The organism is Paraburkholderia dinghuensis (assembly GCF_003837865.1).
GTDB classification, from domain to species: Bacteria; Pseudomonadota; Gammaproteobacteria; order Burkholderiales; family Burkholderiaceae; genus Paraburkholderia; species Paraburkholderia dinghuensis.
This window is the reverse complement of sequence record NZ_RQIS01000002.1, coordinates 1-19565: the sequence shown is the minus strand read 5'-3', so window position 1 is coordinate 19565 and position 19565 is coordinate 1. Positions and strand designations below refer to the sequence as shown.

General features: G+C 63.4%; 14 protein-coding genes. 5 read left to right on the top strand and 9 right to left on the bottom strand.

The window, feature by feature from the left end:
* The first annotated feature begins 378 nt into the window (after window positions 1-378).
* Both D1Y85_RS03030 and D1Y85_RS03025 read left to right on the top strand, forming a co-directional pair.
* Complete coding sequence (locus D1Y85_RS03030) at window positions 379-1533, top strand: metallophosphoesterase (protein ID WP_124149568.1); 1155 nt, start codon at window positions 379-381, stop codon at window positions 1531-1533.
* 135 nt (window positions 1534-1668) lie between these two features.
* Window positions 1669-2754: an AI-2E family transporter gene (locus D1Y85_RS03025; RefSeq protein WP_124149567.1), complete on the top strand. Its 1086-nt coding sequence runs from the start codon at window positions 1669-1671 to the stop codon at window positions 2752-2754.
* An 18-nt stretch (window positions 2755-2772) separates the two neighbouring features.
* On the opposite strand, the gene D1Y85_RS03020 is transcribed toward D1Y85_RS03025, so the two are convergent.
* The 6 genes from D1Y85_RS03020 to D1Y85_RS02995 all read right to left on the bottom strand — a co-directional run bounded on the left by D1Y85_RS03020 (window position 2773) and on the right by D1Y85_RS02995 (window position 12340).
* Complete coding sequence (locus D1Y85_RS03020; protein ID WP_124149566.1) at window positions 2773-4212, bottom strand: heavy metal sensor histidine kinase; 1440 nt, start codon at window positions 4210-4212, stop codon at window positions 2773-2775.
* Window positions 4209-4898, bottom strand: a complete 690-nt coding sequence (locus D1Y85_RS03015; RefSeq protein WP_124149565.1) for a heavy metal response regulator transcription factor — start codon at window positions 4896-4898, stop codon at window positions 4209-4211. The genes D1Y85_RS03020 and D1Y85_RS03015 overlap by 4 nt, the downstream gene beginning before the upstream one ends.
* A 103-nt stretch (window positions 4899-5001) precedes the next feature.
* Complete coding sequence (locus tag D1Y85_RS03010; protein ID WP_124149849.1) at window positions 5002-6579, bottom strand: efflux transporter outer membrane subunit; 1578 nt, start codon at window positions 6577-6579, stop codon at window positions 5002-5004.
* Window positions 6580-6584: 5 nt separating this feature from the next.
* Entirely contained in the window at window positions 6585-7841 is a 1257-nt protein-coding gene (locus D1Y85_RS03005; RefSeq protein ID WP_124149564.1) for an efflux RND transporter periplasmic adaptor subunit, read from the bottom strand.
* A gap of 45 nt (window positions 7842-7886) precedes the next feature.
* Window positions 7887-11078, bottom strand: coding sequence for an efflux RND transporter permease subunit (locus D1Y85_RS03000; protein WP_124149563.1), 3192 nt, complete (start codon window positions 11076-11078; stop codon window positions 7887-7889).
* Between the two features lie 248 nt (window positions 11079-11326).
* On the bottom strand, window positions 11327-12340 hold the full coding sequence (locus D1Y85_RS02995) for a LysR family transcriptional regulator (RefSeq protein ID WP_124149562.1): 1014 nt from the start codon (window positions 12338-12340) through the stop codon (window positions 11327-11329).
* Between the two features lie 210 nt (window positions 12341-12550).
* Here D1Y85_RS02995 and D1Y85_RS02990 point away from each other — a divergent pair, with 210 nt between their 5' ends.
* Window positions 12551-13258 carry an MgtC/SapB family protein gene (locus D1Y85_RS02990; protein ID WP_124149848.1) on the top strand — a complete coding sequence of 236 codons (708 nt, stop codon included), beginning with the start codon at window positions 12551-12553 and terminating at the stop codon, window positions 13256-13258.
* A gap of 174 nt (window positions 13259-13432) precedes the next feature.
* The gene (locus D1Y85_RS02985) at window positions 13433-13684 is read left to right on the top strand and encodes a GlsB/YeaQ/YmgE family stress response membrane protein (RefSeq protein WP_124149561.1); all 252 of its coding nucleotides are present in this window, start codon (window positions 13433-13435) and stop codon (window positions 13682-13684) included.
* A gap of 98 nt (window positions 13685-13782) precedes the next feature.
* On the opposite strand, the gene scpC is transcribed toward D1Y85_RS02985, so the two are convergent.
* From scpC to D1Y85_RS02970, 3 genes are all read right to left on the bottom strand, one after another.
* Window positions 13783-15309 (bottom strand): succinyl-CoA:acetate CoA-transferase ScpC, encoded by a 1527-nt coding sequence (gene scpC / locus D1Y85_RS02980; protein WP_124149560.1) that lies wholly within the window; start codon window positions 15307-15309, stop codon window positions 13783-13785.
* 185 nt (window positions 15310-15494) lie between these two features.
* Complete coding sequence (locus D1Y85_RS02975) at window positions 15495-15716, bottom strand: hypothetical protein (protein WP_124149559.1); 222 nt, start codon at window positions 15714-15716, stop codon at window positions 15495-15497.
* Between the two features lie 138 nt (window positions 15717-15854).
* On the bottom strand, window positions 15855-18068 hold the full coding sequence (locus D1Y85_RS02970; protein ID WP_124149558.1) for an FUSC family protein: 2214 nt from the start codon (window positions 18066-18068) through the stop codon (window positions 15855-15857).
* Between the two features lie 189 nt (window positions 18069-18257).
* Between D1Y85_RS02970 and D1Y85_RS02965 the strand changes: the two genes are divergently transcribed.
* The gene (locus tag D1Y85_RS02965; protein WP_124149557.1) at window positions 18258-19205 is read left to right on the top strand and encodes a LysR family transcriptional regulator; all 948 of its coding nucleotides are present in this window, start codon (window positions 18258-18260) and stop codon (window positions 19203-19205) included.
* Window positions 19206-19565 lie beyond the last annotated feature (360 nt).

Sequence of the window (19565 nt, the reverse complement as noted above, 5' to 3'; positions counted from 1 at the left end):
CGCCCAACATTGCGCGGGTGTCGATTCGAGGATAGTCCATGGAAAGGGGGCGTTCAATGGACGTTTAATAGTCCGACTTACAGCCTGCAAACACGGTTCGCGAGATGCAGTTCCACTGCGTTTCCCAAGGCCACGCCGTCACGCTGATGCAGCGCCGCACGCACCGCTCCGCCGGCAAATTTTACGCGGTAGTGTGATACCAGGGCGCTGAGCGTCGGACCGTTAGTTGCAAATTTATCGACATAGAAGCGCGCCTCCCGCCAGCCGCCTGGCCGGCCCCGGCACGTGAGCGCGCTTGCCGGTAGAATGCTTCGCAGCCGGCGCTGCCCGGCATTTCGCACGCCGTCTTTCTCGCGCCTTTGCGTCCTTCGGCCCGCCATGCCACGACTCTCATTCTTCGTCCGCTTCATCACCATCGGCGTGCTGCTGCACGTCTATGTCGGCCTCCGTCTGATCCCCGATCTGCCCACGCCCGCGTCGGGCAAGTGGCTCGCGGCGCTGTGGCTCGTGCTGTCGTGCCTGCTGATCCCGCCGGGCATGCTCGCGCGAGCGATCAAGCACCCGCTCGGCGACCGCCTCGCCTGGGCCGGCATGCTCGCGATGGGCTTCTTTTCGTCCCTGCTCATGCTGACCATCGCGCGCGACATCGTGCTGGCCTCGCTGATGAGCGTCGACGCGCTCTGGCCGCACAGCGTGAATCTCGCGACCTGGCGAACGGGTAGCTCGGCAACAGTGATCGGCCTGGCGCTGCTGTCGAGCGCATTCGGGTTCTTCAACGCACGGCGGCGCGCACCGGTGCGTACCGTCGACGTGCCGATCCGCGGCCTGCCCGCTGCGCTCGACGGCTTCACGATCGTCCAGTTGAGCGATATCCATGTCGGCCCGACCATCAAGCACGATTACGTCGACGCCATCGTGCGCGCCGTGAACCAGCTCGACCCGGACATCGTTGCGATCACGGGCGACGTGGTGGACGGCAGCGTCGCACGGCTCGCGCACCACACGGCGCCGCTCGGCAAGCTGGCTGCGCGCCACGGTGTCTACGCGGTCACGGGCAACCACGAGTACTACTCCGGCGCCGATGCGTGGGTCGCCGAATTCCGCCGCATCGGCCTTACCGTGCTGATGAACCAGCACGTCGTGATCGAGCACGGCGGCGCGCGCCTCGTGCTGGCAGGCGTCACCGATTACACCGCGGGCCACTTCGATCCCGCGCAGCGCAGCGACCCGGCGGCGGCACTCGCGGGCGCGCCGGACGACATCGGCACACGCGTGCTGCTGGCCCACCAGCCGCGCTCGGCCCACGCAGCCGCCGATGCGGGCTTCACGCTGCAACTGTCCGGCCACACGCATGGCGGCCAGATCTTTCCGTGGAATTTCCTCGTGCGCCTGCAGCAGCCGTTCACGGCAGGGCTCGCGAAACTCGGCAGCCTGTGGGTCTACACGAGCCGCGGCACGGGATACTGGGGGCCGCCGAAGCGGCTCGGCGCGCCATCGGAGATTACGCGCGTGCGGCTCGTCGGCGGGAACTGAATAGCACAGGGATCGCAAACCGCGCCGTGTCTCCCACGCGCGCGTTTGCGCGACGGTCCGCGTGGATGAGCCGCTATCATGGGCGGCAACGTCACCCATTTGCCCCTTGCCCGGCCCGACAGGAATCCATCGCCCATGAACGGCAACAAGAGTCTCCACCAGGCGTCGTTCTATCTTCTGCTGCTCGCCGTTTCCATCGCGCTTTGCTTCGTCCTCGCGCCGTTCTTCAGCACCGTGCTGTGGGGCACCATACTCGCGCTGATCTTCCAGCCCGTGCAACGCTGGCTCGTCGCGCGGCTCGGCGGTCGCCGCAATCTCGCTGCCCTGCTCACCCTCACGATCTGCGTCGTGATCGTGATCCTGCCGCTCACATTCGTAGCAGGCACGCTGATCCGGGAGATTTCCCACGCGTATGCGCAGGTGAGGTCGGGCAGTCTCGACGTCGGTGCATTCTTCAGCCAGGCAGTCCGTGCTTTGCCGCAGTCGGTGCAGAATCTGCTCGAACGTTACGACCTGATGGACCTGCCCGGCCTGCAGCAGCGTCTCTCGGCCGGTGCCGCGCGAATCAGCCAGTTCGTCGCGACGAGCGCGCTGAGCGTCGGACAGATCACGTTGCAGGTCGTGGTGAGCTTCTTCGTGATGCTCTACATGTTCTTTTTTCTCGTTCGCGACGGACGCGAAATCTCACGGTCCGTGCGCGACGCCATTCCACTCGATGAACTGCACAAGCAGCATCTGATCCGCAAGTTCACCACGGTCATTCGCGCGACGGTGAAAGGCAACCTTGCGGTGGCGTTCGTGCAGGGCGCGCTCGGCGGCATCGCGCTGTGGGTAGTGGGTATTCAGGGCGCCGTGTTGTGGGGCTTCGTGATGATGCTGCTGTCGCTCTTGCCCGCCGTGGGCGCGTTCCTCGTGTGGGGGCCCATCGCCATCTACCTCTTGTCGACGGGCGCAATCGCAAGGGGGCTCGGCCTCGCGATCTTCGGCGTGCTCGTGATCGGCACCATCGACAACATCCTGCGCCCCGTGCTCGTGGGCAAGGACACGCGCCTGCCCGACTGGGTCGTGCTGATCTCGACGCTCGGCGGCATCTCGCTAATCGGCGTCAACGGCTTCGTGATCGGGCCGCTGGTCGCCGCTCTATTCATCAGTTGCTGGGATTTGCTGCGCCGCGACCTGCACGCACAGGAAGGCACCGACGTCGATAAAAATCCCGAGTGAGCCACACGCCCGCGTGCGTCACGGCGAGACGTGCAACGGCAGTCCCGCGCGCCCGCGGTGCTCCTTTTCCGACTCGAACGCCGCGGCTACCGGCGTGCCGTCGACGGCCACGGAGAAGCCAAACGTATTGACGCCGTTCGCGCTGCGCACGAACACCGTGCCGCCATGCATTTCAGCGACCGCTTTCACGATCGACAAACCGAGCCCGTGATTCTCGTGGCTGTTCGAACGTGCCTCCTGGATGCGGTAAAAGCGGTCGAAAATGTGCTCTCGCACGACCGGATCGAGCGGCTCACCCGGATTCGACACGGCGATTTCGACATGGCCGTCCTGCGGCGCGATGGTCGCCTGCAGCGTCATGCCAGGCGCCGAATGCTGAATGGCGTTGACGAAAAGATTGCTCACCGCGCGCCCGATCAGCGATGTGTTGACCCATGCACGCGCATCGCCTTGCACCTCGACGTGTAGTAGCGCTTCTTCGAGCGGCATTTCCAGGAATTCCAGCATGCGTTCCACTTCCGAACGCAGTGACACCTCGGCGAGATCCGTCGCGCGCTCTCCCCGATCGCTGCGCGAGAGGAACAGCATGTCGTTGACGATCACGCGCAATCGTTCGAACTCCTCCAGATTCGATTGAAGCGTCTGGCGAAGTTGCAGCACCGAGCGGTCTCGCGTGAGCGCAACCTGCGTCTGTCCGATCAGGATGCTGACCGGCGTGCGCAGTTCGTGGGCCACGTCGGCGTTGAACGATTCGAGGCGTCCGTACGACTTGTCGAGCCGCTCGAGCGCGCCGTTGAAGGAACTCGCCAGTTCGTGCAGTTCCTCGGGCAGTTCGTCCGTGCGCAGGCGCTGCCGCCGGTTCGACGGACTCACTTGCGCCGCCTCGCGCGAGAGCCGCGTGAGCGGCGCAAGGCCGAATCGGGTGACCACGCGGCTCAGGAGCGCGACCGCGATCGTGGACATCGCGATCAGCAATCCAAGCACGATGCCGAATCGCCTCAGCATCAGTTGCGTGCGCTCGCAGTCGCTCGCGACGACGAGCCTCACCTCGGGCCGGTCGCCGCTGGCGGGCACCATGAAGCTCGTCATGAGCACGTCGAAGTCGCTGCCGGGCGGCCGCACGCGCTGGTGATTCGCGCCCATGGTGTCGACCACCTCGCCGACGATCGGTGTGCCAAAGCGAAAACGTGGATCGGGTCCCTCGACGTAGTAATGCATGCGGCTGTCGGCGGGAGACAGGTCGCGCAGCTTCTCCTGCACGAACGCCCACTTTTTCACGTCGGGCGCGTGCGCCACGATCAGCGTCGCGATACGCGCGCGTGTATCGAGTGTCTCGCGCGCCTCGTTGAAAAGCTGATTCTTCATCAACAGGAACAGGCCCGTCCCCGTGAGCGTGAACACGACGAGCGACACCGCTGCGAACATCGCCGAAAGCCGCAGCGAAATCGAGCGTTTCATGATGCCTGGCCTCCGTCCTCGCGCACTTCGAGCACGTAGCCCATTCCGCGAATCGTGTGCAGCAGCTTCCCAGCGTGCGGGCCGTCGAGCTTCGCGCGCAAGCGCTTGATCGCAGTTTCGACGACGTTCGCGTTGCTCTCGAAGTTCACGTCCCAGACGAGTTCCGTAATGAGCGTCTTCGAGAGAATTTCGCCACGTCGCCGTGCCAGCACGGACAGCAACTGAAACTCCTTCGCCGTGAGATCGAGCCGCACGCCGTCGCGTGTCGCGCGTCGGCTGATGAGGTCCACCTGCAGATCGCCCACCGAAATCAACGTCGACTCCTGCGCACGCGCGCGGCGCGTTAGCGCGCGCAGCCGCTCGACGAGTTCGAGGAACGAGAATGGCTTCGTCAGATAGTCGTCGGCGCCGTCGCGCAGACCGTGCACGCGATCGTCGACACGATCGCGCGCAGTCAGCATGATGACCGGCGTGTCCTTCTTCGCACGCACCGCGCTGAGCACGCCGAACCCGTCGAGCTTCGGCAGCATCACATCGAGCACGATCACATCGAAGTCGTACTCCGTGGCCATCCACGCGCCTTCCTCACCGTCCAGCGCGACATCGACGATCCAGCCCTGCTCGCTCAACCCGCTGCGCAGGTAGTCCACGACCTTGCGCTCGTCTTCGATAACCAATACCTTCATGCCCATTCCTCCTCTTCGCGCGGCCGCTTGTGTCTGCTTGCGCATGCAGGTGTGCGTCACGCATTTGCCTCACGCAACGGCGATGGCCAGAACGCCCCGCGCGCTAGCGCGATTCGAGCGCCGCAGCCAGCGAGGCATCGCGCGTTGCGGTATCCGCTGTGTCGTTTGCGCCCGCCTTTACGTTCGCTGCGCTTACGTTCGAACTCCGAACCCCCGCCGCCAGCGCGCGCACGTCAACACTCCAGCCGCCGCCGAGCGCCTTCGCCAGAAAAACCACGATAGCCACCTGCTGACCATGAATCTGCACTTCCTGACGCTCGCTGGCAAGTAATTGCTGCTCGGCATTCAGCACGTCGATGAACGCGACGAGCCCGCCCTGGTAGCGTGCGTTCGCGAGTTCGAATGACTGGCGCGCGTCGTCCACGGCCGCCTGCCCATCGCCCGATGCGCGGTCCAGCACCGAGAGGCCCGTCACCGCATTCTGAACCTCCTGGAACGCGGTCAGCACGGTCTGCCGGTACGTGGCCTGTGCCGACTCGTAGCCAGCCTGTGCAAAATCGACGCCTGCTGCACGCTTGCCACCGTCGAACAGCACTTCTCCCGCTGTCGCGCCAAGCGACCACATGAGGCTCGGTACGCTGAACAGATTGGCGAAACGCGTCGATTCCCAACCGATACTGGGCGAAAGCGTGACATCCGGGAAGTACGCCGAGCGCGCCACGCCGATCTGCGCGTTGGCCGCTGCCATCGCGCGCTCGGCGGAGGCGACATCCGGCCGCCGCTGCAGCAGTTCGCTCGGCAGGCCCGCGGGCAGCGCCGGCACCGGCAGCGGCGTGACGATCGGCGCAATCGCGAACACGGGCGCGGCCTTGCCGATCAGCAGGGCGATGGCGTGCTCGTCCTGCTGACGCTGATTCTCCAGCAAGTGCACCTGGGTCTTCGTCGCCGAGAGTTGCGCCTTTTGCTGCAATACATTGAGCCCCGACACAGCGCCGAGATCGTGCTGCGCGTTCACGAAATCGAGCGCCTTCTGCTGCAATCCCACGGAGCGGTTCACCACGTCGATTTCGTCGTCGAGTTCGCGCAGCGCGAAATAATCGGTCGCGAGTTCGGCAGTGAGGACGAGGCGCGCGTTTGCGAGATCGTCGCCGGCCTGCTGCGTCGATGCCTGCGCCGATTCGACCATGCGCCGGATGCGCCCGAACAGATCCAGCTCGTAGCTGGCAGTGGGGCCGATTTTCAGATCGTTCTGCACCGTCGACATATTCGGTGTCGCGTAGCTCATTTGCGGACGGTTCGCCGAGACGCGCTCGCGTGCAGCGCTCGCATCGAGCGCGACTTGCGGCGCCTGTTGCGACGACACCGAAGCCAGCGTCGCGCGCGCCTGCGCGTAGTGCGCGGCGGCGATGCGAAGCGTCTGGTTTTCGGCTAGCGCCTGCTGTTCGAGGTCGTTCAGTTGCGCGTCGTCGAACGCCTTCCACCATTGCGGATCGAGCGGCGCGTGCGAGGGCTGTGCCGCTCGCCAGTACGCATCGGCTGGATCGACGCGCCACGCCGCCGGACTTTCCGTCTGCGGCGCACGGTAATCGGGGCCGACCGTGCAGGCCGTGAGACCGATCGCGGCGAGCGCTGCAAGGCTGCCGCGAACGGGTGCGCCGAGGTGCGCCTTCGCTTTGCACACCGCTTTCAAGTCGTGCTCCGCTTCGCTGCTGCGCCGGCGCTGCCTGGCGCGTTCGGACCCGGCGTAACCACGGTAACGCTGTCACCATCGGCGATCGAATCGCTCGGGTTCAGCACCACGCGATCCGCCGCGTCGAGTCCATGCCCGATCACAAGCGTCTGTCCAAGATCCTGCGCGATCTCGACGCGCTTGAGCTTCACTTTCCCGTTCGCCCCCACGACGGCGAGGTGCGGACCTTCCGCGCGGAAGAGCAACGTGTTGCCCGGCACGCTCAAGAGGCCCGTCGAATCGGTCTTGAGCGCCGCCTCGACGTATGCGCCCGGCAGGAGTTTGCCGTCAGGATTCGGCAGCGTGATTTCCACTTGCAGCGTGCGCGTCGCGACGTCGATTGCCTGCGACGTGCGCGTGACCGTGCCCGCGAACGTCACACCCGGCATCTCCTGCTGTGTGACGCTCACTTGCTGACCCACCGCGACCTGATGCGCGTAGGTCTGCGGCACGTCGACGTAAAGCCGCAACGGGTCCGACTGCGCAATGGCGAAGAGCGCGCGACCCGAACCGCCGTTGCCCGCGTTCACGAGGTCGCCGATATCGACGTTGCGCTGCGTGATGACGCCCGTGATAGGCGCGACGATACGCTGGAAGCCCTTCATTTCCGTTAGCCTGCGCACGTTGGCATCGGCGGCAGCCAGACTCGCGACGTCCTGGTTGTACGCGCCCTGGCGATCGTCGAGTTCCTGCTGCGAAACCGCATCGCGCTGCCGCAATTGCTGTGCGCGATCGAAGGACGTCCTGGCGAGCGCGAGCGTCGAAGCAGTCTGATCGCGCTGTGCCTGCGCCTGCGCGAGTTCCTGATCGATCTCGGGCGTATCGATCTGGGCGAGCAACTGACCCTGCTGCACGTGCGCGCCGATGTCGGCATACCAGTGCAGCACATAGCCGTTTGCGCGCGAAAAGATCGGCGCCTCGACAAAGCCACGCAAACTACCTGGCAGTACGATGCGTCCGTCCGACCCGGCGGCGACCGGTTGCACGACGCTGACGTATTGCGTTGCGTTGCGCTTCGTGACGTCGGCGAGATGATGCGCGTTCTGCAGATTCGAGACGATCGTGCGAGCCGCGCCCGCTGCGAGCAGCAACGCAACGGCGATCACCGCCAGCCGCGCGCGCTTGCCCGCCTGATGTCGACCGGGCAGATCCATGCCGTGCTGTCCACCGCCCACGGCGATGTCGAGGGATGAATGATGATGAGGTTCTTCCATGTCATCGACCAGAATAAACGTAACCGGATTGCGTAATGTCCCGCTTCAGTGGCGACCGCGGTTTGCCTCGCGTTCGCGCTTCGCGGCGGCGCGGCGCGCGAGGTGGCCGTGCACGGTCGCGAACATCAGCGGAACGAAAAGTAGAGTGGAAACCGTGGCAAACAGCAGGCCGCCGATCACTGCGCGACCCAGTGGCGCGTTTTGTTCGGCGCCCTCGCCCAGGCCGAGTGCCATCGGCACCATGCCGATCATCATGGCGAACGCGGTCATCAGCACGGGGCGGATCCGCGTCGCGCCGGCTTCGAGCGCCGCCGCGAGCGGGGACACGCCTGCGGCGAGGCGCTGCCGCGCGAACGCCACGACGAGAATACTGTTCGCCGTCGCGACGCCGACGGTCATGATCGCGCCGGTCAGCGCGGGCACGCTCAGATGTGTGCCGGTGATGAACAACATCCACGCGATGCCCGCGAGCGCCGCCGGCAGCGCGCTGATGATGATGAGCGGATCGGCCCACGACTGGAAATTCACGACGATCAGCAGATACACGAGCACGATGGCCATGGCGATGCCCACGCCGAGACCGATGTACGACGAGCGCATGGTGTCGATCTGTCCGCGCATCGTGATCGTCGTGCCGCGCGGCACGCTCGCCTGGGCGGACTTGATGAGACCGTCGATGCGCGAACCCACCGAGCCGAGGTCGCTGCCCTCCACGCTGACGAGCAGGTCGATCACGGGCCGGATGTTGTAGTGCGTGACGATCGCGGGCCCTACGTGCGGCTGCAACTGCACGAGGTTGCTGACGAGTTGCAGCGGCGCATTGGGCCGCGCCGAGACCGGTGTGCCCATCACCGCGTTCACGGAGGCTTCGCGATACTGCGGTGTCTGCACGGTGACCGGATACTCGACGCCGTTCTGCGGGCTCACCCAGAACGCGGGCGAAGTCTGCGAACTCCCGGACAGCGCGATCAGTACGTTCTGCGCGACGTTCTGCGGGCTCAGGCTCAACTGCTGCATGCGCGTGCGGTCCATCGCGAGCATCAGCGCCGGTTCGTCGTTGCGTTGCTGGATACGCGCGTCGACGGCGCCAGGCATCTGGCGCACCGCTTTGAGCAGATGGCCTGCAACCGCCATGTCCTGATCGAGATTCGCGCCGATCACTTGCACGTCAATCGCGGCGGGCTGCCCGAAGTTCAGGATCTGCGTGATGATGTCCGCAGGTTGAAAAAAGAACTCCACACCGGGGAAACGCTGTGGCAGCAGTTCACGCAGCTTGTCGATATAGATGCGTGACGGGTCGTGATCGGGCTTGAGCGCGATCTGGATTTCGCCGTCGAGCGTGCCGATCGTCCCTGCATTGCTGTACGAAAGGTTGATGCCGCTGTACGGCAAACCGAGGTTATCGACGATCGTTTCCAGCTGGTCCGGCGGCACGACCTCGCGTATTGTCCGTTCGACTTCATCCGCGAGACGCGCGGTTTCCTCGATGCGATAGCCGGTCGGCGCGCGCATATGCAGGCGAATGTTGCCCGCATCGACGGACGGGAAGAAGTCGCGGCCGAGGAAAAAGACCAGCACGAGCGATAGCAGACAGAACGCGAGAAATGCACTGCCGAACAGGCGCCGTCGCGCAAGCAACAAGCTCAGTAATGCAATGTAGTTCGCGCGCACGCGTTCGAACGCATGGTTAAAGCGCTCGTGAATACGAGCGAACGGCGAGCGTGCCGGGCCCGCGTGCGGGTGGCCGATATCCGGCCCGCCATGCGTGAACAGCAGCATGGCGAGCGTCGGCACGAGCGTACGCGAGAGGATGTACGACGCGATCATCGCGAACACCACCGCCTCGGCGAGCGGCACGAACAGGAAACGCGCGACGCCCGTGAGGAAGAACATCGGCACGAACACGATGCAAATGCAGATCGTCGAGACGAGCGCGGGCACGGCGATCTCGCCCGCCCCTTCGAGAATGCCGTCGTGCAGGTTCGCGCCCAGGTGAAGGTGACGCTCGATGTTCTCGATCGTCACGGTCGCATCGTCCACGAGAATGCCCACCGCGAGTGCGAGTCCGCCCAGCGTCATGATGTTGATCGTCTCGCCAAGCGCGTAGAGCGCCAGCAGCGACGCGAGAATCGACAACGGAATCGATACCGCGATGATGAGCGTGCTGCGCCAGTTGCCGAGGAAGAGCAGGATCATCGCGGCGGTGAGCGCGGCGGCGATCAGCGCCTCGCGCACCACGCCCTGCACGGCGGCCGCAACGAAGATCGACTGGTCGAAGAGCGGCTTGATGACGAGGTCGGCGGGCAACGTGTCGCGTACCTTTGGCAACAGCGCCTTCAGGTCGTTCACCACCTGCAGCGTGGAGGCGTCGCCGCTCTTGAGAATCGAGATCAGTACACCGCGCGTGCCGTCCTGGCGCACCACGTTGGTCTGTGGTGTGAAGCCGTCGCGCACGTGCGCGACGTCGCCGAGGTACGTGGTCGCCCCGTTGACCGTCTGCACCGGAATGCGGTTCAAGCCCGCGATCGTTTCCGGCGACGCGTTGGTATCCACGCGATATTCGGTCGGCCCCAGTTTTGCCGTGCCGGTCGGCAGGATCAGGTTCTGCGTGTTGACCGCGTTGACGATATCGCTGGGCGTGAGCCCCTTCGAGATGAGCGCGCGCGTGTCGATATCGACCGAAATCACGCGCGACTTGCCGCCGTACGGATACGGCACCTGTGCGCCCGGAATCGTGATGAGTTGCGGGCGCAGAAAATTCAGCGCGACGTCGCCCAGCGCCTGCTCGCTCATCATCCTGCTGGAGAGGCCGAGCTGGATCACCGGAATGCTGGACGCCGAGTAGCTGATGACGAGCGGCGGCGTAGCGCCCGGCGGCATCTGTCTGAGCTGCGCCTGCTCCGACGCGACCGTCTGCGCGATCGCGGTCTGCAGGCTCGCACCGGGCTGCAAAAAGAGCTTGATGACGGCGATGCCGGGCAGCGACTGCGACTCGATGTGCTCGATGTTACTGACCGTGGTGGTGAGGCCGCGCTCGTTGACCGACGTGATGCGGCCCGCGACATCCTTCGCGGAAAGCCCGGTATACGACCAGATGATGCTGATGACCGGGATGTTGATGTTCGGTAACACGTCTGTCGCCATCGACATCAGGGCGAACGGCGTGGCCAGCACGATCATGATGGCCATCACGATGAACGTGTACGGACGCTTCAGGGCGAGATTGACAATCCACATACGACTGCTTCAGACAGGCTTGAAAGACTTCCGGCGAAGGACACTGCCCCGGACGCATTTCCGGGGCGGTGCCGAATGATAGGCAACGGGGGTGGCGCTCTGGTGGCGCCAATATGGCGAAATTGTCAGGCTGGGGACGGACCCGCTAAACACGCGGACCAATCAGCGCCCGGACGCCGCAAACGGGCGCCGAAGAAAACAATCAACCGTCCTCGCGCGGCGCGTGGCAACTACGTCAACCGCCCGCCTCAGTTCACGAGCTGCAGCCGCTCCAGTTCGCGCGTGCCCCGTACGCGCAAGGGAGCGGCGAGGCGCCTGCGCGGTGCCTCGGCATCGCACGCGCTCAACGCGGCCTCTTGCTCGGCGAGTACGAGCGGGACCTTCTCGCGCAGGAAGTCGACGAAGGTGCGAATCTTCGCGTCCACATAACGGCGGGACGCATAGAGCGCATAGATGTTCAATTTCTGCAGACGATGAGTCGGCAAGACACGCACGAGCGAGCCGTCGGCAAGGCCGGGCAATGCCACCGGAACCGGCAGTGGCCCGATACCCATGCCTTCGCGAATCGCCAGTGCGAGCGCCTCGGGATTGTTGACCTGGAACGGTGTCACCGCGGTATGGCGGAACGTCTCGCCGTGCGGCCCTTCGGAGATCCAGTGACACGCCGGAAGACTCGCATCGGTGAGATGCAGGCAGGTGTGGCCATCGAGATCGTCGAACGAGTGCGGCACGCCACGCGTACGCAGGTAGTCCGGCGAGGCACACAGAATGGCGGCCGTGCTGCCAAGATGCTGGGAAATCAGCGCGGAATCGTCGAGTTCGGATGCCACGACCACCGCCACATCGAAGCCTTCCTCGATGATATCGGGCATCTCCTGCGCGATCGTCAGGTCGACCGACACTTCAGGCAAATGCTTCTGGTATCGCGCAATCAGCGGCATGACATAGTGCTGTCCGAAGCTCGTGCCGCCATAGACGCGCAGCTTGCCCACGGGATTCGCAAGCGCTGCCGCGGCTTGAGCCTCGGCCTGCTCGATGTCGGCGAGTATGCGTTTGCAGCTTTCCAGATAGCGCTCGCCAGCCTCCGTCAGCGACATGCGCCGCGTGGTGCGGTTCAGAAGCCGCGCACGCAGACGCGACTCCAGGTCTGTGACCGCGCGCGAGACCTGCGCAGTCGTCATGGTCTCGCTCGAGGCAGCACGCGTGAAACTGCCGGACTCCACCACTCTCACGAAGATCCGCATATTGCGCAGCGTATCCATCAATTGCTCCTTTCCTTTCAATCCGACTTGCTCAGCGACGCACGAACGCCTTTAGTGTGAGGGAAAACCCGTGGCCAAACGCTGACCTCCAAATGGCAGTGCCGACAGCTTGGTTAACCGGATCACGCCACATATCATTCCCGGCGGCCCCAGTGCAACGCTTTGCCATTGCCCGCGCGGCTGCAAAGCTGCTGCTTCCATGACAAGACAATGACTATCGAATTCACCCTGCGCCTGCTCGCGGCGTTCGCGTGCGGCGTCGCCATCGGTCTGGAACGCCAGATTCGCCAGCGCACGGCGGGCCTGCGCACGATCACGCTGGTGGCGAGCGGCGCTTGCCTGTTCGTGACGCTCGGCGTGTTGACGGGGAACGGCACATCCGGCATCACGCAGATCGCGGCCTATGTGGTTTCGGGGGTCGGCTTCCTTGGCGGCGGCGTGATCATGCGTGAGAAAGGGTCGATCCAGGGGATCAACACCGCGGCGACACTGTGGTGCGCGGCGGCAGTCGGGGTGCTATGCGGCGCGGGCCATTACGGCCCGGCGGTGGCAGGCACGGTCATCGTATTGGTCATCAATACCGTGCTACGCGAGGTGAGCCGCATGATCAACGCGACCCCCGTGTCGGCTGCCGATCTCGTGCGCCAGTACGTGCTCACAGTGGTCTGCCGCGAAGAGGACGAAATCCATATCCGTACCGTCCTCTCCAATTCACTGTACTCGACACCGCTCTCCTTCCAAAGCCTGACCAGCGAAGATTTGCCCGGCGACCCGCCACGGTTGCGCGTGACCGCGACTATGCGGCTGCATCCGAAATACCAGTCGAAGCTCGAACTGATGGCGAGCCGGCTCAGCATGGAAAAAGGCGTATCGAGCGTGAGCTGGACCGCCGCGGAAACCGAGGTCGCGCCGGAATGAAACGCCGAAGTGTTTTCTTACGTTCTGGCTTCCAGATTATTGCGTTTCATTGAACGATGCGCCGCTGAGTTTAATAAGTGTCAATTCTCGCCGCTTAACGTGGACGCTCCCCCGGCCTTGGTCTAAGCTGCACTCACCGTGGATCTTTCACGCCAACAAGAGGAGTGCTCAACCATGCAACACGGCCTTATCGCCTGGCTCATCATCGGTGCAATCGCGGGCTGGCTCGCCGGCGTGCTCGTCAAGGGCGGCGGCTTCGGATTGATCGTCGATATCATCGTAGGGATTGTCGGTGCATTCATCGGCGGATGGCTTGCGGGAGTCCTCGGAATCTCCGTTGGTGGCGGCTGGATCAGCTCGATCATTACGGCCATCATAGGGGCGGTGATTCTGCTCTTTATCATCCGGCTGTTCCGACGTGCATAGCTCTGGCACGCAGCAAGTGCGTGCCACAAAAGCAAAACGGGCGTGCCGTTACCGGCACGCCCGTTTTTTTCATTCGTCTACGTTGCGTATCTGAAACGTCAAGCGTTCGCTACGTTACCGACTGCGCCCTCGGGCAACATCGAGCCCGTCGCGTTGTAGCGCAGATGCATCGCGAACACGTTCGCAAGATCGTGCGGTGTCTGACCGCCGTGCTTGAGCGCGTCGCGATAGTAGTCGCGCAGAACGTCGCGATAGAGCGGATGCGTGCAGTGATCGATAATGAGCGTCGCGCGCTCGCGCGGTGCGAGACCGCGCAGGTCTGCGAGACCCTGCTCCGTCACGATCACGTCCACATCGTGCTCGTTGTGGTCGACGTGCGGCACCATCGGCACGATGCTCGAAATGCAACCATCCTTGGCAATGGCCTTCGTTGCGAAAATCGCGCACGAAGCATTGCGCGAGAAGTCACCCGAACCACCGATGCCGTTCATCATGTGCGTGCCACCCACGTGCGTCGAATTCACGTTGCCGTAGATGTCGCATTCGAGCGCGGTGTTCAGCGCGATCAGGCCGAGACGGCGAATCACTTCCGGATGATTGCTGACTTCCTGCGGACGCAGTACGAGCTTGTCGCGATAGCGGTCGAGTTCGGAGAGCACCTGCTCCTGACGCGTCGCGGAGAGCGTCATCGACGCGCCGGACGCGAACACCATCTTGCCCGCGTCGATGAGATCGAACGTGGAGTCCTGCAGCACTTCCGAGTACATCGTGAGCGCTTCGAACGGCGAATCCACAAATCCCGAGAGCACCGCGTTCGCGATCGTGCCGATGCCGGCCTGAAGCGGCGGCAGTTGCGCGTTCATGCGGCCATGCTTGACTTCGTGCTTGAGGAACTCGATGAGGTGTCCAGCGATGCGCGCCGTCTCTTCGTCGGCGGGCAGCACCGTCGACGGGCTGTCCGGCTGGTCGGTGATGACGATGGCTGCGATCTTTTCCGGCGGGATGTCGATCGTGAACGAACCGACGCGGTCCTCCGGACTCATGATCGGCAGCGGTTCGCGATGCGGACGACGGCCCGGAATCCAGATGTCGTGCAAACCTTCGAGCCCGAGAGGCTGCGCGAGGTTGATTTCGACGATCACCTTCTCCGCGAGGATCGCGAAGCTGGCCGAATTACCGACCGACGTGGTGGGCACGATGCCACCCGATTCCGTGATAGCGGCGGCCTCGATGATTGCGAGGTCCAGCTTGCCGAGCAGATTCGCGCGCAGCATTTCGACTGTTTCGGACAGGTGCTGGTCGACGAACATCACTTCGCCGCGATTGATGGCCTTGCGCAACGTGGTGTCGACCTGGAACGGCAGACGGCGCTCGAGCACGCCCGCTTCCGTGAGCAGACGATCCACATCATGACCGAGCGACGCGCCCGTCATCAACGTAATGCGCAGCGGCTCTTTTTCTTCTCGCGCCCGGCGTGCCAGTTCGATGGGCACAGCCTTCGTGTCGCCCGCGCGCGTAAAGCCGCTCGCGCCAACACGCATGCCATTGCGCACAAGCTGGGCCGCCTCTTTGGCCGTGGTGATCTTTCCGCGCAGTGCGGCACAACGAATACGATCTTCGTACATCCAAGTCTCCAGAAATGCCCGTCCGCCAATGCTATTTTTGGGATCTTGCTCAGGCGGCGGTCGTAGCGGTGCGCGACCGGGATATACGGCACGCGCCCTCATGTACAAACGCCGCGACGCCTTTTATGAAGATGTCGCGGCAAAAAGCCAGCCTGCGCGGTCACAATGTCGGCGCGCCGTCAAGTTCAGCTACCGAAGTAAGTGATGCAGAAACCTGCGGGGCCGACGCAATCATCTTTGCGCGCCGGCTTGGAGTTTTCGCCTTGGGAAGGTGTCGCCACAGCGTGCGAAGCTGCGGTTTGCGTCCCCTGCGGAGGAACGCTCGCTGCTGGAGCCTCGTTTTGCGCCTGGGCCGCAGCCGCCGCGAACAACGAACAAGCCAGAACAGCGATCTTCACGTACTTCATCCTTCTCTCCAGTACACGCGGGTGCTGCGCTGGTAGCAGCCCGAATATATGACCCCGCGTCAATTTGATTAACACGTCAGGTTGGAAGGGACCCTTCCAAAACCAGACACAATTAGGCGGAACTTTTGCCCAAACCATTCAAGCCGCCTTGCACAATTGCCCGTCGACACGCGGCCGACGCCGCGCTAGCGTACCGAGCGGTCCATCGCGATCAAGCAGCGCGCTCCTGATGAAATGGAGATAGCTCAGAAGCCTGTCCACGTTATGACGGCGATCACGTTCGTGGCGGACGACATCGTGCAACTCCTGGGCCACCCATGTCGCGGAACGCACCGATATCAATGCGCGATCAACCATCTGTACGTCGGGGTTCTCGAACAGCCCGGCGATATCGGCTTGCACGCGTGCAAAGGCTGGCTCCCAGCGCGCATCGAGTTCGGCCAGCCAGGTTGCCGTGTTTGCCTCCTGACGCAAATCAACCATCGCGTGCCCGACTTCGAGCGTGAGCAGCATCCAGCGCAGCGCCCGCCGATGCTCGTGCTGCCTGCCGTTCAACAGCAGGCGCAGCTGATGCATCAGGTCGTGTGTGCCCGACTGGAATCGCTGACCGAGCCCATGCAGTTCATCCCTGCACGCGATCACGACCTGGCCGCGCAGTTCGCCACACATGCGCTCGATCAACCATTTCGTGTGAGCAGGAAACAACACCGCGAACACGAGCGCTGCGAACAGCATCGTCGTGACGATCGCAATGCCGTTGTTGATCAGCAGATCGGGTGTGTAGGCGATCACGTTGTCGGGGCCCGCAAGCAGGCAGAAGAACACCGAGAAACCCACACCGTAGCCGGCGATGCGCGCCCGTGTGGCCAGAAAGGCACCGACCGCCAACACTGGCGCAAGCGCCGCGCAGAGCAGCGGAAAGCCGTCGACGTTCGGGTACACGTAGCAAATAAAGAGATAACCCACGATCGCAGCACAGATGGCGCCGACGGCCATCTGCACGGCGAGACGCGTCGCGTTCGATGCCGACGACGTGAGCGCACAGGTCAGCGCCGCAGCGATCATCGCCATGCCGCCGCTCGGCCAGTCGGTCTCGACCCAGAACCATCCGATCGCCGACATCACCACCGCGGTGCGCACGAACGTAAACACGACGACGTACCAGCTCGTGCGTGGCACGTAGTGCGTAGCGGGCGGCTCCGGCGTGAGCGCCGGGTGCATGACCGATGCGTAGGTGCGGCTGTAGCAGACGATCTCGGTCGTGAACCGGTACAAGAGTTCGGCCGAGGTATCGAAGTCCTGCAGCGCTTCGGGCAACGCCGCTTCGAGCGGGCGCCGTGCCTCGCGCACATCCCTCGGCAAGGTTCGCTGCCATGTCTCCAGTGCATCGGCCAGACGCAGCACCCAGGTACGATCGCTCTCGTTGCGACGCTGCCCCTGTGCGAGCAATGCCGCAAGTTCAGCGAACCGGGGTAATAGCGGCGCTATCGCGGCGGTATTGCGATGCACGCGCTTGAGTAACTGGCGCAGAGCATGCAAACGCGCACACGCGTCCATGAACTCGCTGTTCAGACGCGCAAGCAGCTGACTGCGCGAACGCATCGTCGGATCTTCGAAAAACGAGAACGCACGCGTCGCCTCGAAACCGACTACATCGTCGACGAGACCCGCAAAACGCCCTTCGAACGCACGGCGCTCCAACCCGCCCAACAGCACGCCGGAGGCAAACGCAGTAAAATTGACATACCGTGTGCGCAACGTTCGCTCGAGCAGCGCACCGGTCTGCTGGGGCACGATCACGGCGCTGACCATCCCCGAACAGAGAATGCCGACTGCCACTTCAGCCCCACGTCCGAGTGCCGCGAGAAAGAGCCCGTTGGGCTGCGTCACGAACGGAATGCCGATGAGTGCGGCGGTGTAGCCCGCGAGCACGAAAGCGTACCAGCGAAAATGTCGATTCCTCATGGCAGCCGCAGTACAGGCGGCCACCCATCCGGTCATGCCGAGAATGTAAAGTTCGGGCTGCTGGACAAATACGGCCCCGAGCACGACCGCCGCGATCATCCCGACGACCGTTCCGACGATCCGGTACACGCTCTTCGCGAACACCATGCCCGAAAGCGGCTGCATCAACACGAACACCGTGGTCATCGCAATACGCGGCTGCGGCAAGTCGAGTAGCATCGCAATGCCCATCGCGAGCAGGCCCGCCATGACTGTCTTCAGAAGATGCAGCCAGATCGCACCTTCCGCGGACGGCCAGTCGCGCAGTGCGCGCCTCGCAGCGCGCCAAAACACCTTCGCACTGCGAGGTGAATCGAACGCTCGATGAATCGCTTGGTGGCCACTCATGAAAGGTGCACTACGCTCGGGCTGTAATGAAGAATGCTGCTTGCGCAGACAGAGATTGATGCGCCGATTGTAGGAGCGTCATCCGGGTGAATTAATGGCATCGACCGGTAACGTGCCTTCCAGATCACTCAACAATGTCGAGGTTTGTGCGGCGGACAATATGGTTTCTGTGCCGAACAAGAAGGTTTGATGGATACGCTACAAAACATGCGGGTATTCGTCCGCGTCGTCGAAGCTGGCAGTTTCACCGCAGCAGCCCAGTCGCTTAATTCCACGACCGGCGCGATGTCACGCGCCGTGTCGGAACTGGAGGCGCATCTGCGCACGCGGCTGCTCAATCGTTCGACGCGCCGCCTCGCGCTGACGCCCGCTGGGGAACGGTATCTCGTACGCTGCACACAGATTCTTGCCGACGTCGACTGCGCCGAAGAAGAAGCGAGTTGTGCTCACGAACGGCCTGCTGGCGCGCTACGCATGCATAGCTTCGCCAGCATCGGGCAACAATACGTACTGCCGGCCATTTCACGCTATCGCGCGCTGCATTCCGAAGTAACAGTGGACCTGACCCTCTCGCAAAACATGCCTGACCTGTTCGAGGGCAGCAGCGACGTATCGGTTGTGACGGCTTCGTCACTACCGAATTCCGAACTGGTTTCACATCAGTTGGGGTCGACCTACAGCATCCTGTGCGCGTCACCGGATTATGTGCATATGCACGGCTCCCCACGCACGCCCGCAGACCTCGCGCACCATGACTGTCTGATACTGAAGACTCCGGCATCTCCGGCGCACGAATGGACGCTCGAAGGACCAGAAGGCAGTGTGGAGATGCACGTCGACGGGCCGGTGCAGGTGAACATTGCGGAATCGCTTGCGGTCGCAATTCGCGAAGGCATGGGGATCGGCGTCCTGCCGGTATACGCAGCGATCGAAGGGTTGCGCAACGGGACCCTCGTGCGCGTGCTGCCGCAGCACAAGTTGCACAAGACGAACGTGTACGCGCTCTATCCGTCACGCAAGTTCGTCGATGCCAAGACGAAGACGTGGGTGGAGTTTCTGCGTGCGCATCTCCCGGAGGTCATCGCTCGGGATATGGCGCTACTCGAAGAATTAACGCAGGAGCAGTTCGCCGGCTAAGCAAACGATTTGTCGGCGTCGGAAATCGCATCGACAGCGGCTGAGAGGGTGTCGCACTGATGCAGTGTGGGTAGTTTAGCGAATTAAAAAAGCCGTCCTTCGGGACGGTTTTTTTTGGTGGGATTCACGGCGCGACCTGCCGGGTCAGCGTCCCGGGCCTGGGCCGGGGTGTGTGCCCGCTACGGTCCTGCGCCCGGGCAAGCCGTTCCTGAAGCGTTTGAGCGCGCGTAAACGCCGAAACCCCGGCTCTCTTTCGGAGAGGCCGGGGTTTGGACTTGCAGCATAAGGAGCCTGACGATTACCTACTTTCACACGGGCAATCCGCACTATCATCGGCGTGGAGTTGTTTCACGGTCCTGT

Coding starts and splice junctions, on each gene's coding strand:
- D1Y85_RS03020 (WP_124149566.1), bottom strand. CDS start 4,212: ATGAAACGCTCGATTTCGCTGCGGCTTTCGGCGATGTTCGCAGCGGTG.
- D1Y85_RS02985 (WP_124149561.1), top strand. CDS start 13,433: ATGCAACACGGCCTTATCGCCTGGCTCATCATCGGTGCAATCGCGGGC.
- D1Y85_RS02970 (WP_124149558.1), bottom strand. CDS start 18,068: ATGAGTGGCCACCAAGCGATTCATCGAGCGTTCGATTCACCTCGCAGT.
- D1Y85_RS03005 (WP_124149564.1), bottom strand. CDS start 7,841: ATGGAAGAACCTCATCATCATTCATCCCTCGACATCGCCGTGGGCGGT.
- D1Y85_RS03025 (WP_124149567.1), top strand. CDS start 1,669: ATGAACGGCAACAAGAGTCTCCACCAGGCGTCGTTCTATCTTCTGCTG.
- D1Y85_RS03030 (WP_124149568.1), top strand. CDS start 379: ATGCCACGACTCTCATTCTTCGTCCGCTTCATCACCATCGGCGTGCTG.
- D1Y85_RS02965 (WP_124149557.1), top strand. CDS start 18,258: ATGGATACGCTACAAAACATGCGGGTATTCGTCCGCGTCGTCGAAGCT.
- D1Y85_RS02990 (WP_124149848.1), top strand. CDS start 12,551: ATGACTATCGAATTCACCCTGCGCCTGCTCGCGGCGTTCGCGTGCGGC.
- D1Y85_RS02975 (WP_124149559.1), bottom strand. CDS start 15,716: ATGAAGTACGTGAAGATCGCTGTTCTGGCTTGTTCGTTGTTCGCGGCG.
- D1Y85_RS02995 (WP_124149562.1), bottom strand. CDS start 12,340: ATGGATACGCTGCGCAATATGCGGATCTTCGTGAGAGTGGTGGAGTCC.
- D1Y85_RS03000 (WP_124149563.1), bottom strand. CDS start 11,078: ATGTGGATTGTCAATCTCGCCCTGAAGCGTCCGTACACGTTCATCGTG.
- D1Y85_RS03015 (WP_124149565.1), bottom strand. CDS start 4,898: ATGAAGGTATTGGTTATCGAAGACGAGCGCAAGGTCGTGGACTACCTG.
- scpC (WP_124149560.1), bottom strand. CDS start 15,309: ATGTACGAAGATCGTATTCGTTGTGCCGCACTGCGCGGAAAGATCACC.